The 13,801-nt window shown below is 75.6% G+C and carries 10 protein-coding genes; 2 read left to right on the top strand and 8 right to left on the bottom strand.

The genetic code is table 11. From position 1 onward, the window contains the following. Positions 1-15: 15 nt before the first annotated feature. The 7 genes from KUM42_RS10450 to KUM42_RS10420 all read right to left on the bottom strand — a co-directional run bounded on the left by KUM42_RS10450 (position 16) and on the right by KUM42_RS10420 (position 9,788). Positions 16-1,143, bottom strand: a complete 1,128-nt coding sequence (locus tag KUM42_RS10450) for an N-acetylmuramoyl-L-alanine amidase (RefSeq protein WP_237492027.1) — start codon at positions 1,141-1,143, stop codon at positions 16-18. A gap of 245 nt (positions 1,144-1,388) precedes the next feature. Further along, positions 1,389-1,718, bottom strand: coding sequence for a thioredoxin (gene trxA, locus KUM42_RS10445; RefSeq protein ID WP_237492025.1), 330 nt, complete (start codon positions 1,716-1,718; stop codon positions 1,389-1,391). Positions 1,719-1,822: 104 nt separating this feature from the next. Beyond that, positions 1,823-2,773, bottom strand: a complete 951-nt coding sequence (gene trxB / locus KUM42_RS10440; RefSeq protein ID WP_370629358.1) for a thioredoxin-disulfide reductase — start codon at positions 2,771-2,773, stop codon at positions 1,823-1,825. Positions 2,774-2,912: 139 nt separating this feature from the next. Continuing rightward, the gene (locus tag KUM42_RS10435; RefSeq protein ID WP_237492019.1) at positions 2,913-4,511 is read right to left on the bottom strand and encodes a hypothetical protein; all 1,599 of its coding nucleotides are present in this window, start codon (positions 4,509-4,511) and stop codon (positions 2,913-2,915) included. Between the two features lie 68 nt (positions 4,512-4,579). Beyond that, the gene (gene murJ, locus KUM42_RS10430) at positions 4,580-6,907 is read right to left on the bottom strand and encodes a murein biosynthesis integral membrane protein MurJ (protein ID WP_237492018.1); all 2,328 of its coding nucleotides are present in this window, start codon (positions 6,905-6,907) and stop codon (positions 4,580-4,582) included. Further along, positions 6,904-9,315 (bottom strand): DUF6049 family protein, encoded by a 2,412-nt coding sequence (locus KUM42_RS10425; RefSeq protein WP_237492016.1) that lies wholly within the window; start codon positions 9,313-9,315, stop codon positions 6,904-6,906. Before KUM42_RS10425 ends, murJ begins: the two co-directional genes overlap by 4 nt. After that, positions 9,312-9,788: an NUDIX hydrolase gene (locus tag KUM42_RS10420; protein ID WP_237492014.1), complete on the bottom strand. Its 477-nt coding sequence runs from the start codon at positions 9,786-9,788 to the stop codon at positions 9,312-9,314. Before KUM42_RS10420 ends, KUM42_RS10425 begins: the two co-directional genes overlap by 4 nt. 42 nt (positions 9,789-9,830) lie before the next feature. On the opposite strand from KUM42_RS10420, the gene KUM42_RS10415 reads away from it, so the two are divergent. Together KUM42_RS10415 and KUM42_RS10410 are read left to right on the top strand one after the other, a co-directional pair. Beyond that, on the top strand, positions 9,831-11,318 hold the full coding sequence (locus KUM42_RS10415) for a CCA tRNA nucleotidyltransferase (protein WP_237492011.1): 1,488 nt from the start codon (positions 9,831-9,833) through the stop codon (positions 11,316-11,318). 92 nt (positions 11,319-11,410) lie between these two features. After that, positions 11,411-12,340 carry a hypothetical protein gene (locus KUM42_RS10410; RefSeq protein ID WP_237492009.1) on the top strand — a complete coding sequence of 310 codons (930 nt, stop codon included), beginning with the start codon at positions 11,411-11,413 and terminating at the stop codon, positions 12,338-12,340. Here KUM42_RS10410 and KUM42_RS10405 read toward each other — a convergent pair. Then, positions 12,263-13,648, bottom strand: coding sequence for an MFS transporter (locus KUM42_RS10405; protein ID WP_237492006.1), 1,386 nt, complete (start codon positions 13,646-13,648; stop codon positions 12,263-12,265). The genes KUM42_RS10410 and KUM42_RS10405 overlap by 78 nt on opposite strands. Positions 13,649-13,801: the final 153 nt, after the last annotated feature.

The raw sequence follows: 13,801 nt of genomic DNA, 5'->3' as shown, positions 1-13,801 counted from the left end.
GGAGGCGGACCCCTGTCAGCTACGGGCGGGGAGGAGGAAGGTGCCGGTGGGCGGGTCGGCGTCGGCGGGCAGGAATAGCCGCTGGACCGCGGCGGCGACGGCCTGGGCGACGGTGCTGCGGACGCGGGCGTCGAGGAGCAGCAGCCGGTCGACGGGGTGCGAGAGGTACCCGCAGTCGACGCGGACGGCGGGCATCCGGGTCATCCGCAGGATGTCCCAGGTCTTGGGGTGCGAGCCGCAGTCGAGCAGCCCGGTGCGGGCGATGACCTCGCGGCGGACCAGGTTGGCGAACTCCTCGCCGACCGTGGAGCTGGCCCCGGATCCGGTGCCGTAGTAGTAGCTGGCGACCCCGCGGGCGTGGGCCGAGCCGTGCGCCTCCATGTGCAGGGAGAGGAACAGGTCGGCGCGGGTCTCGTTGGCGAACGCGGTGCGGTCCTCGGCGGCGGGGTCGCCGTCCCGGCCGCGGGTCAGGTAGACCGTCGCGCCGGCGGCGGCCAGCCGGCCCTCGATGCGGGAGGCCAGGTCGTAGACCAGGTCGGCCTCGGTGGTCTCCCCGGCGGTGTAGCCGGTGTCGACGCCACCGTGGCCCGGGTCGATGACGATGACCCGGCCGATGAGGTGCGAACCGGACTCGACCATGGACGCGCTCTGCCGGAGCAGCTGCGGGCGGCCGCCGGTGACCCGCCGGCCCAGCTGCTTGAGGGCGCGCAGCGTGGCCGGCCCGCAGGTGCCGTCGGAGGTGAGCCCGTAGTCGCGCTGGAAGGTGCGCAGCCCGGACTCGGTCTCGGCGCCCAGGATGCCGTCGGCGCGGCCGGCGTCGTAGCCCAGCTCGAGCAGCAGCTCCTGCAGCCGGCGGACGTCGTCGCCACGCACGGGGCGCTCGGGGTCGTACCGGAGGAGGCGGTCACCGAGGGACCAGCGGGCCTCGTGCAGTGCCCGGTAGGTCTCGTCCCCGACCCGGCCGTCGACGGACAGACCGCGGACCTGCTGGAAGTGGCGGACCGCGAGCTCGGTCCCCGCGTCGTAGTCGGCCGTGGGGCCGGCGGGCTGGTCGGCGTCGCCGTCGAGGAGTCCGAGGGAACGGAGCACCGCCTGCACCTCGGCCACGGCGGGGCCGGTGCTGCCGGGTCGCAGGGCGTCCATGCGGTGGTCGTCGCTCCTCTGTGCGTGGGGGGCCGGCCGGGCGGCCGGTCGTACGGACGTCGATTGTGGCCCGTGGTGACCGGGAGGCGCTCACCGGGTGACCCGTCAGGGTCGGATCAGCCCCCCGTCGAGCCCTCCGGAACGGACGAGGCCCGCCCGTCCAGAGGACGGGCGGGCCTGCAGTCGGCCCTCCTGCAGGGCCCCGCCGCGAGCGTGCGAGCGGTGGGGGGCAGGAGGGTCCTTCCTCAGATGTAGTCGGACAGGTCCGACAGGATGGCGCCCTTGGGCTTGGCGCCGATGATGCTCTTGACCGGCTTGCCGCCCTGGAAGACCGTCATGGTCGGGATCGACATGACCTGGTAGTCGCGGGCGATCTGCGGGTTCTCGTCGATGTTCAGCTTGGCGATGGTGAGCTTGTCGGCGTGCTCGGCCGCGATCTCCTCCAGCACCGGGGCGACCATCTTGCACGGCCCGCACCACTCGGCCCAGAAGTCGACGAGCACGGGCTTGTCGCTGCCGAGGACGTCGGCGGCGAAGCTGGCGTCGGTCACGGTCACGGTGTTCTTGCCTGCCATGGTGGTGCTCCCTCTGGTCGCGGGTGAGTCGGTCGGTAGAACAGGGACCGGGGTGGATCTATGCCCTGCGGCCCCGTCGCCGGGTGGGCGACGGGGTCCGCCGGTCAGCGCTCGTCGAAGGTGTCGGCCAGCCAGCGCTCGGCGTCGATGGCGGCGGCCGCACCCGTGGCGGCCGAGGTGATGGCCTGCCGGTAGATGTGGTCGACGACGTCGCCGGCGGCGAAGACGCCGTCGATGCTGGTGCGGGTGGTCGGGTGGTCGACCACGACGTACCCCTCGTCGTCCAGCTTGACTTGGCCGGCGAACATCTCGCTGCGCGGGTCGTGGCCGATCGCCACGAACAGGCCGGTCACCGGGAGCTGCTCGGTGGCGCCGGTGGCCACGTCGGTGAGCTCGACGGAGGAGACGGCGCCCTCACCGTGGACGTCGGTGACCTGCTTGCCGAGCGCCCAGCGGATCTTCTCGTTGTCCTGCGCGCGCTTGACCATGATCTTCGACGCCCGGAGCTCCTCGCGGCGGTGGACCACGGTGACGGAGTTGGCGAAGCGGGTGAGGAAGGTGGCCTCCTCCATCGCGGAGTCGCCACCACCGACCACGACGATGTCCTGGCCGCGGAAGAAGAAGCCGTCGCAGGTGGCACAGGCGGAGACGCCGTGGCCGAGCAGGCGCTGCTCGTTGTCCAGGCCCAGGTACCGGTACTTGGACCCGGTCGCGATGATCACCGCGTGGGCGCGGTGCTCGACGTTGCCCACCCGGACGATCTTCGGGCTGACGGTGAGGTCGACCTCGGTGACGTCGCTGGGCACCAGCTCGGCGCCGAAGCGCTCGGCCTGGGTGCGCATGTCGTCCATCAGCTGCGGCCCCTGGACGCCCTCGGGGAAGCCGGGGAAGTTCTCGACCTCGGTGGTGGTCATCAGCGCGCCGCCGAACTGCGAGCCCTCGAACACCAGGGGGTGGAGGTTCGCGCGGGCGGCGTAGGTCGCCGCGGTGTACCCGGCCGGACCGGAGCCGATGATGATCAGGTCACGGACGCCGTCGTGCTCCGCCGGCGGGATGACAGCGTGCGCCGCATCGACGGGAGCCGAGTGGCCGGAGGCGTTCTGGTCGTTCGTCACGGGCTGCACAACGGACAGGGTAGGTGCGGCATTCCCCCGGAGGCCCGCGGCGGGCCCCTCTCCCCCGACGGGGTGGACGTCAGGAGGCGGCGTCGACCGTGACCTCGGACAGGTCGGCGCTGAAGGTGCTGCCCTGGGCGACGAGCCCGGTGACCCAGACCAGCACGTAGCGGGTGCTCACCGGCTCGGAGAAGGCCAGGTCGTCGGAGCCGCCCAGCTGGCCGGTCGCGGCGACGGTGAAGTCCGCCAGCTCGCCCGTCGGGGTGCCGCCGGTGCGGACCTCGACGGTCGAGCCGGGCCGGGTGGTCTGCAGCGTCACGCCGCTCACCGACTTCTCGCTGCCCAGGTCGTAGACGATGCCGACGCCGGCCTTGAGGTTGCCGAAGTCGGCCGAGCCCCGGTAGTTCAGCGTGGCCCAGGCGGTGGCGGGGTCGCCGTCGGTGGTCAGCGGCACGTCGTCGTCGTTCTCCGGCTCGCCGTCACCCAGGGGGTCGAAGACGGTGGCGGCCGTGATCGGCACGGGGGTGCCCGGGGCGGCCGGCGCGGACGCCGACGTGCCCGCCCCGGCGGACGTCGCGGCGCCCGCGCCACCCGGCCGGGAGCCACCGCCGCCGGAGTCGACGTTGTTGGAGGCGACGGTGAGCACGTTGGTGCCCACCCACCAGCCGATCGCGACGATCACGGCGAGGGCGAGCAGCGGGAGCCCGACGACGGCCAGCCGTCGGCGTGCGGTGGGGGCCGGCTCGTCGTCGGTCTCCTCCTCGGGGAAGGTGGTCTCCCAGTCCAGGTCGTCCTCGTCGTCGACCTCGGGGGTCGGCCGGGCGGCCAGCGGGCGGGCCATCGAGCGTGCCGGCACCGGCGGGAGGGTGTGCGGGTCGAGCCGGACCGGCCCGGCCGGGTCCTCCGCGGCGTCGGCGAGGTCGCGGCGGTCGCGCAGCCGGCGCATCCAGCCGCTGTCGGTGAGGCCGTCGGGACGGGCGGCCTCCTGCGGTCCGGTGCGCGGGCGCTCGGCCAGCAGCGCGACCATGGCGCCGGCGCTGGACAGCCCCGTGGCGGGGTCGCCGGAGCGGGCGCGGCGCACCAGGGCGGCGAGGTCCGCCGACGCGATCGGGGTGGGGCCGCCGGCGGTCAGGCACAGCTCGAGCAGCGCCCCCAGGGCGGTGATGTCGGCCTTCTCGGTGCTGCTGGCGGCCGGGACCGACAGCAGCCCGACCAGGCCGCCGGGGCGCAGGACGACGTGCTCGGCGGTGAGCCCGCCGACGGCCAGGCCGACCCGGTGCGCCTCGGCGACGCCCTCGGCCAGCCGGCGCACCACGGCGCTGGCCTCGCGCTCGCCCAGCGGGCCGCTCTCGGCCAGCCGGTCGGACAGCCGGGTGCCCTCGATCCACTCGTTGACGACGTAGGCCGCGCCACCGGGCTCGGTGCCGCCGGTGCCCTCGGCCGCGTCGTAGACCATGGCCAGTGCCGGGGTGGCGAGCCCGCCGGCGGTCAGCGCGCGGGTGATCCACTCGCGGGCGGCGGGGCCGCCCGGGGTGTGCACGCGCAGCGCGACGTCCCGGTTGAGCACGCGGTCACGGGCCCGCCAGGAACGGATCACGCCGGTGGGCGTGACCTCGTCGGGGGCGACCTGGTCGAGCGGGCGGTACCGGTCGGGCAGACCGGTTGTCGTCGACGTCACGGACGCTGCCGACCCCCTGCTCGCTCCTGCCGGGGACGGCGCCCCCGGACCCGGTACGGGTGGCCGCGTCACCGTGAGCGCCCGAGCCGGGCCCGGACACCGGCCATGCCGTCCCGCACCTCGGGGACGCCGACCACCACGGCACCCGCGACCACCGCGCTGCCGATGACCACGGTACCGAGGACGACGGTCCCGAGCGAGCCCGGGACGGATTCCCCGAGCGACCGGCCGGCCAGGGACACCGCGGCCCAGCCCAGGACGCCGGCGGCCACCGAGACCAGGGTCATCCGGGCGACCGTGCGGCCGGCGTCGGGACCGGCGCGGACGCCGAGCTTGCGGTGCAGGGCGATGCTGCCGGCCAGCCAGCCCATCAGGTAGGTGGTGCTGGTGGCGATCATCAGCCCGGCGACCACGTGCGCGGGGCTGACCAGCGCGGGCACCAGCAGCAGCAGCGGCACGCGGACGGCGACCATGGCCAGCTGGATGAACGTCGGCGTCCGGGCGTCCTTCATGGCGTAGAAGACGCGCAGCTGCAGCAGCGTGATCGCCATCGGGAGCAGCCCGAAGGCGCCCCAGGCGAGGGCGACACCGATCGAGTGCGCCTCGTCGGCGCTGGTGCGGCCCCAGCCGAAGGCAGCGGTCGCGACCGCGGGCCCGAGCACGACCAGGAGCGCGGTCACCGGCAGCAGCCCGGTGGCCGACAGGCGGGTGCCCAGGGTGAGGTCGGCGACGACGCCGTCGAGGTCCTGGCGGGCGGCGGCGCGGCTCATCCGCGGCAGCAGCGCCGTCAGCAGCGCGACGCCGATGATCCCGTAGGGCATCTGGAACAGCAGGCTGGCGATGGCGAAGGCGCTGGACCCGAGCTCGCCCTGCCGGCCGGCGGAGTTGGCCACCCGCATCGCGATGATCACGCCGACCTGGCTGATCGCCGCGTAGGCCACCACCCACATGCCCAGCGAGCCGGCCTCCCCGAGCCCGGTGCCGCGGAGACCCCAGCGCGGGCGCAGCGGGACGCCGGCCTTGCGCAGCAGAGGCAGCAGGACCAGCGACTGGACGGCGATGCCGGCGGTCGTGCCGATGCCGAGCAGCCACACCTGGTAGTCGCTGATCGTGACCGGCGTCAGGTCGCCGGGGCCGCTGGCGGCGATGAACAGCGCACCGGTGGCGATGACCACCACGTTGTTGAGCACGGGCGCCCACGCCGGGGCGCCGAAGACCCCGCGGGAGTTCAGCACCGCCGCGGCCAGCGCACCCAGCCCGTAGAAGACGATCTCCAGCAGCAGCAGCCGGGCCAGCCAGTTCGCCAGGGACACCTGGTCGGCGTCGCCGCTGATGTCGGCGAGCTTCGTGAGCAGGGGTGCGCCCAGCACGCCGATGCCGGTGATGACCAGCAGGCCGACGGTCGCGACGGTCATCAGCCGCTGGGTGTAGCCGACGCCGCCGTCCCGGTCGCGCACCTGGGCCTGCACCAGCAGCGGGACGACGACGGAGGACAGCACGCCGCCCAGCAGCAGCTCGTAGACCAGGTTGGGCAGGGTGTTCGCGGTGTTGTAGGCGTCGTTGACCAGGCCCACGCCCAGCGCGGCGGCGATGACCACCGTGCGGAGCAGCCCGGTGAGCCGGCTGACCAGGGTCGCGACCGCCATGGTGCCGGCGGCCCGGAGGATCCCCTTGCTGCCGCCGGGCGGCCCCTCGCGCTCGACGACCTCCTCGTCGTCCTCGTCGACCTGCCGGACCGGCGGGAAGGCGGGGATGAGCTGGGTGTCGTCGGGACCGGGGACGAACCGCCGGACGCGCGTCGGCGGCGGCACGGGGGGCAGGTCGGTCCGCCGCCGGGGCACGACCGGGGGCAGGCCGTCGGCGGCCGGCGCGTCCGCGGGCCGGCGGGCCGGAGGGGGGACGCGGGGCAGCTCGGTGCCGGTGCGCACACCGGCCTCCGGCGGCCGGACGGAGGGGTAGTTCGGCGGCAGCGGCAGCGGGCGCGGTGCACCCCGGTCCCGCGACGGCGCGGGTGCACCCGGCCGGCCCTGGTCGCGGACCGGGTCCCCGACGGACCCGCCGTCCCGGGCCGGGACGTCGCGGGCGGGGACGTCGCGGGCGGGGACAGCGGGTGCCGGGACGGCGGGTGCGGGGACGTCGCGGGCCGGCGGGGGCACGGGCACCACCGGGCCGGCGGGGGTGGGCGCCGCGGGAGCGGCGCCGCGGGCGCCCTTGTACGGCGGCGGGGGCAGCGGCACGGCCGGGGCGGGGCGGTCCGGGCGTGCGGGCGGGCGCCCGGCGCCGTCGGTGCGGGGACGGTCGACGGGCGTGGAGCCGCGTTGCTCGTCGGCCGGTCGGCGGGAGCCGTCGTCGGCGCGCTGGTGCTCCGGGGAACCGGCCCGGGGTCCGCTGCTCACACCGGGCTCCGGGTGGGCGGCGCGCCCGCGCCCTGGGCCGGCGACGGGTCGCCGGTGGCGTCCCCGCGGCGGCGGGCGAGCACGAAGAGCACGGCCCGGCGGAGGAACAGCAGGCCGAGCAGGGCGGCGGCACCGATCGTGAGGCCCAGGGTGATCGGGCCGTAGGCGGTGCTGCGCACCTGCATCCGCACCTCGTCGCCCAGCAGCTGCCCGCCGGGGGTCTTCAGCCGGGCGGTGACGGCGAAGCCACCGGACTGCTGGACCCGGGCCGGCACCTCCAGCTGGCGGCGGGAGTCCGGCTCGAGGGTGGCGGTGACGTCCTCGGTGGTCAGCTGCACGTTGCCGCGGGCGCGCAGCTCCAGCCGGACCGTGATCGGGAAGGGCAGGTCGTTGCGCACGGTGAGCACCAGCGGGGCGTCCTGGGAGGCGAGGCTGTAGGTGCCGTCGACCGGCGCGACCAGCGCGACCTGGCGGCGGAGGGTGTCGATCGTGTCGCGCAGCCGCACGACGCCGTCGCCGAAGGCGGTCAGGTCCTCGCGCCAGCCGGCGGCGGCGGCCCGTGCCAGGGCGGCGTCGTACCCGTCCACGACGTCGGTGGGCGCGCTGACGGCCTCCACGAAGTCGTCGCGGTCGTGCGCCGTCTGCACGATCGCCGCCACGTCGTCGGCGGGCAGCGGGGTGTCGGTGCCGGCCGCGGGCACCAGGTCGCCGGCCGGGCCGGCGGTCGCGGCGTCGTCCTCGGCACCCGCGCCGGCCAGGTCGGGCACCGGGACGGCGCCCAGCCACCTCTCGCCCGCGGTGTCGGCCATCATCTGCGCCACCGTCGTCGGGTCGGGGTCGACCAGGCGCGGCGGGACGACGAGCAGCGTCGAGGGCGCCTCGGCCGGCTGGGTGGCCAGCGCGCCGAGCTCGGCCAGGAAGCTCTGCTCGGTCAGCCGTCCGGTGTCCGAGCCGGGGGTCGCGTCGGTCACCAGGTCGGCGAGTCGCTGGTCGGCGACCAGGGCGGTCACCGGCCCGTCCGCGGTGGGCAGCGTGCTGGCCGGCACCGCGGCGCCGCCCTCGGCGCCGACGGCCCGGGCGCCGTCGGTCAGCGAGCCCTCGGCGAGCACGACGGTGCGCGCCCCGCCCGAGCGCAGCACGTCCAGGGTGTCCGCGCGCACTGCGCCGTCGACCGGCCAGGCGACGTCGGTGCGCGGGTCGACGCCGAGCACGTCGCGGATGATCGCGGCTCCGGCGCTGCCGGTGGTGGCGTCGGTGCTGCCCGGCACCCCGGGCTGGCGGGCGGTGCCCTCGTCGGTGCCCGGCAGGGCGCGGGTCACCACGGCGGAGCCCCCGGCGGCGACCAGCGCGTCGGCGTCCACGTCGGCGTAGGGCAGGGCGACGACCGACGTGGCCGCCGCGGCCCGCAGCCGCTCGAGCAGCCGGGCGGCGTCGGTGGTGCCGGTGCCGTCGGCGTCACCGACGCGGTAGGGGCCGGCGGCCATGACCGCGAGCTCCTCGAGCAGCGCCGGGTCGACGGCGAGGGTCACCGGCACGGTCCGGCGGTCGGGCTGCTCGGGCGACGGCCGGGGCAGCCGGTCGAGGACGTCGAGCGCGCGGTCGAGCCGCCCGCCCTCGGCCACGGAGGCGGCCAGGTCGTCGTCGACGAAGGCCCCGGCGGGATCGCGGTGCGGCCGGTCGGTGATCGGCCAGAGCCAGGCCACCGAGGTCTGCCGGGCCGGCTCGGCGACCTGGGAGACCAGCTGGGTGGCCAGCTCCCCCACCCGCTCCTGCGCGCCGCCGGGGCCCTGGCCGTTGACGTTCACCAGCACCGGGTAGACGCCGTCCTCACTGAGCTGGAGCTCGTCGGTGGTGGTCGAGTAGGTGAACTGCCGCGACGCGCCGGGGGCCAGGTCGCCCTCCAGCTCGTGCCAGGGCGCGGCGGCGGTGGCGCCGCTCGTCTCGGCGGTGTCCAGTTCGGCGTCCAGGCCGGCCCGGGTGCGCAGCACGTCCCCGCGCTGCAGCCGCATCGACAGGTCGCGGTAGGGGGTGGTGCCCTCGTTGACCAGGGTGACGCCGAGCTCGATCGTCGCCCCCGGGGTCACCGTGCGGGGGTCCAGCCGGTCGACGACCACCCGCACCGGCCGGGTGAGCTGCTCGGCAGCAGCAGCAGCGGCGCGGTCCCGGTCGTCCGGCGCCGCCTGGGCCGGCGGCAGGCCGACCACGCCGGTCAGCACGGTCAGCACGGCGCCGAGGGCGGCGGCGCGCCCGGCGACGCGGAGCCCGGGTGCCCAGGAGGTCCGGAGCCCGGACGACGCGAGCCCGGACGACGAGGAGCCGGACGGCGAGAGCCCGGACGACGAGGTGCAGGAGGCGACGTCGAGGCCCGGGGGGCGGCCGTCGGCGCGGCCGGCGGCCCGCCTGCTCACGCGCTGTCGGCCAGCAGGCCCGGCGCGCGCTCCACCAGGGCGCGCTCGTCGGCGTAGGCCAGCCTGCCGCCCAGTTCGGTGAGCGGCACCCAGGCCACCTCGGTGACCTCCACGTCCTCGTCCGACAGCGCACCGCCGGTGGCCCGCAGCAGGAAGTGGTGCACGGTCTTGTGCACCCGGCGCCCGTCGGCGACGAACCAGAAGTCGATGATGCCCAGCGGCGCGACGACCTCACCGACGATGCCGGTCTCCTCCGCGACCTCGCGGACGGCGGTGTCCTCGGGCGTCTCGCCCTCCTCGATGTGCCCCTTGGGCAGGGACCAGAGGAGGCGGCCACGCCGGTCGGTGCGCCCGATGAGCGCGGCACGGGGACCGGTCAGCTCGTCGTCGGCGACCACCAGGCCGCCGGCCGAGGTCTCGTCGACCCGGCGCAGTCGGCGGCCGGGGCGCTGTCGCCCGCCCGTCCCAGCCATGTCGAGAGGGTAGCGCGCGCGACCGCACTACCCTCGATCGTCGTGTCCGTCGAGCCTCCGCGTCGCCCTCCCGCCCAGCCCGTCCCCCCGGCGGTGCAGGAGACGGTCCGCGCCCTCGTCGACGTGTCCCCCGTGCTCGTCGAGCTGGGCCACCGCTTCACCGCGGCCGGGTTCGAGGTGCACCTGGTCGGCGGGTCGGTGCGCGACGCGCTGCTGGCCGCCGCCGACGGCACGCCGCTGCCGACGGGCGACCTGGACCTGACCACCTCGGCGCGTCCGCAGCAGACCCTGGAGGTGCTGCGCGGCTGGGCCAGTTCCACGTGGAACACCGGCATCGCCTTCGGGACGGTGGGTGCGGAGGTCCGCGGCGAGCGGGTGGAGATCACCACCTACCGCGCCGACCGGTACGACCGGGAGTCCCGCAACCCCGAGGTGGCCTGGGGCGACTCGCTGGTCGACGACCTGGCGCGGCGCGACTTCACCGTCAACGCGATGGCGGTCTCCCTCGGCGAGGACCGCACCGTCACCGACCCCTTCGGCGGGCTCGGCGACCTGCTCGCCCGCCGGCTGCGCACGCCCGGCCGGGCCGAGGACTCCTTCGCCGACGACCCGCTGCGGATGCTGCGCGCCGTGCGGTTCGTCGCCCAGCTGCAGCTGGTCCCCGACCCCGAGGTCGTGCAGGCGATGACCGCGCTGGCCCCCGAGCTGGCCCGGATCACCCCCGAGCGGGTGCAGCACGAGTTCTCCCGCACGCTGCTCAACGACTCCCCCAGCGAGGCGCTGGACCTCCTCGTGTCCACCGGGCTGGCCGACGTCGTCCTGCCGGAGCTGTCGGCGCTGCGCATGGAGATCGACGAGCACCACCAGCACAAGGACGTCTACACCCACTCGCTGACCGTGCTGGACCAGGCGATCGACCTGGAGAAGGCGGACCCGGAGGCCCAGTCGCCGGACCTGGTCCTCCGGCTGGCCGCGCTGCTGCACGACATCGGCAAGCCGGCCACCCGCCGCCACGAGTCCGGGGGCCGGGTGTCCTTCCACCACCACGAGGTGGTCGGCGCCAAGCTGGTGCGCAAGCGGCTGACCGCGCTGAAGTACCCCAAGGAGGTCGTCGAGGACGTCGCCCGGCTGACCTTCCTGCACCTGCGGTTCCACGGCTACGGCGACGGCCAGTGGACCGACTCCGCCGTCCGCCGCTACGTCACCGACGCCGGCGACCTGCTCTCCCGGCTGCACAAGCTGGTGCGCTCGGACTCCACGACCCGCAACAAGCGGCGGGCCGCGGCGCTGTCGGCGACCTACGACTCGCTCGAGGAGCGGATCAAGGACCTCTCGGAGGCGGAGGACCTCGGCCGGATCCGGCCCGACCTCGACGGCAACCGGATCATGGAGCTGCTGCAGATCCCGCCGGGCCGCGAGGTCGGCGAGGCGTGGCGCTTCCTCAAGGACCTGCGCCTGGAGCGCGGCCCCCTCGAGCCCGACGAGGCCGAGGCCGAGCTCCTCACCTGGTGGCGCACCCGCAGCAGCTGAGTGGAGTGGATCCGTCGAGCTGACGCTGACGGATCCACTCCACCTGTGGACGGCGGCGGCGCGTGCGGTCCGTAGTTCGCCACCCTGCTGCGGTGCCCAGCGCCTCCGTCTTCCCTGCTGACCGCACCGTCGCCCACAGGCGCCAGCTGAGGGAGGCGGGGATCAGCGGTCAGCGTGTCCGCACCGCGGTCCGCACCGGCCGCTGGCAGGAGCCGGTGCGGGGTGTCGTCGTGGCACACGGCGGTGGGCTCACCCAGCGGGAGCGCTGGCAGGTCGCCCTGGAGTTCGCCGGGCCGGACGCCTGCCTGTCCCACCACAGCGCGCTGAGGCTGGGGGCGCGGGTGGAGGAACTGGTGCCGCGCCGTCGCACCGCGGGCGTCACGGGCGCGTTCGCGGCCCCGTCCGAGGCGGGGATGGTCGAGGTGTCCCGGTCCCACGGCCAGCACATGGCCTCCCACGGCTTCGTCGTCGTCCACCAGAGCCGCCGTCCGGTGACGCCGGTGCTCGTCTCCGGTCTGCCCACGACGACCGCCGCCCGCGCCGTGGTCGACGTCAGCCTCTCGGCGCGGCGCCGGGCCGACGTCGAGCACGTCGTGTCGGATGCCCTGCAGCGCGACCTCGTCATCGTCGAGGACCTGTGCGCCGAGGCCCGGGCGCTCGGTCGACGACTGGGTCCGTGGCTGCGGTCGGCCCTGGAGGACGCCCGCCGGGGGATGCGCTCGGTGGGCGAGAGCGACCTGCGCCGGGTCGTCGTGGCCGCCGGGCTGCCCGAGCCGGAGTGGAACGCCCCGGTCGACACCCCTGCCGGCCGGTTCTTCGTCGACGCCCTGTGGCGCGACCGCGGGGTGGGCGCCGAGGCCGACGGCCGCGCGTGGCACCTCAGTGCCGAGGACTGGGCGGCCGACCTGCGGCGGCAGAACGCCGTCCACGGGGCCGGGGTGCTGCTACTGCGCTTCCCCGTGCCGCGGCTGCGAGCCGACCGGGTGTCCTGCGGTCGGGAGATCGCGGCGCTCGTCGACTGAGTGGAGTGGATGAGTCGCCGTGAGCTCGACGAATCCACTCCGCCGGGACCAGCGGGCGAAGGCGAGGGCGGTGAGGAGGTAGCCGACGCCGACGGCGATGAGCACCGGCCAGCTGGTGCCCGTCGCCGGGAGCAGGAACGCACCGCCCAGCAGCGCGATGACGAAGAAGACGTTGAACAGCGTGTCGTAGGCGGAGAAGACCCGGCCGCGGAAGTCGTCGTCGACCGACTCCTGCAGCGTCGTGTCGACGCAGATCTTGATGCCCTGCGCGACGAAGCCCAGGGTCAGGACGGCGGCCACGATCGCCGGCGGGGTGAACAGGCCGCCGAGCACCAGCTGTCCGACCGCGGCCAGCAGCAGCAGCCCGATCACCCACGGCGCCTTGCCCCAGCGGCGCACCGCGGCCGGGGTGACCGCGGCGGCCAGCAGGGTGCCGGCCGCACCGGCGGCCAGCACCTCGCCCAGCCCCGCCAGACCGCCCGGGAACAGGCCCGTCTCGTCGGCGAAGCTGTTGCGGTAGAGCAGCAGGGTCATCAGCGTGAGCAGCCCGTAGAACACCCGGTGCACGGCCATCACCGACAGGACGGCGGTGGCCGGGGGGTGGGCGAGCACGTGCCGGGTGCCGGCCAGCATCCCGTGCAGCACGTCGCGGGCGCTCACCGTGGCCGCCAGGGTCAGGTGGTCGGGCCCGAGGTGGGGGCGCGGGAACCCGGCCACGATCGCGGAGGCCCCCAGGTAGGGCACCGCGGAGAGCAGTGCGAGCAGGGCGTAGCTGCCCGGGCCCGAGCCGGCCAGCTCGGTGGCGCCGATGGCCACGCCGCCGCCCAGCACGGCGGCGATGGCGCCCGCGGTGGTGGACAGCGCGTTGGCCGACACCAGCGATGGCTCGTCGGTGACGTGCGGCAGCCCGGCGGACAGGGCCGAGAGCACGAACCGGTTGACCGAGAAGACCAGCAGCCCGGCGATGAAGAAGCCGGCGCCGGTCACCTCGGCGAGGATCAGCGCCGCGACGGCGACGACGAGCACCGCGCGCACCACGTTGGCGACCAGTAGCACCTGCCGGCGGCTCCAGCGGTCCAGCCACACGCCGGCGAACGGGCCGACCAGCGAGTAGGGCAGCAGCAGGATCGCGAACCCGGCGGCGACGTCGAACGGGTCGGTGGCCTGCGAGGGGTTGAACAGCACCGTGCCGGCCAGCGCGGCCTGGAACACACCGTCGCCGAACTGGGACGACAGGCGGGTCATCAGCAGCCGGCGGAAGTCGCCGCGCAGCAGGAGGTGACGCACGGTGGTGGGCGCCTGCTGCACCCCGCCCACACTACGTCGCCCGCGGTGACCCGCCAGCCCGGCGCGGACGACCGGTGGACGGTGCACGACGCAACGAGCCGGACCGCGCTGCCGCCCCCCACAGCCGTCGCTGATGCACACTGGAGGTGATGAACCCGGTGCCCTCGTCACCCG

It is taken from the genome of Modestobacter sp. L9-4 (assembly GCF_019112525.1).
Lineage (GTDB): Bacteria > Actinomycetota > Actinomycetes > Mycobacteriales > Geodermatophilaceae > Modestobacter.
The sequence above is the reverse complement of the archived record's forward strand: the minus strand, read 5'-3'. Positions and strand labels throughout refer to the sequence as shown.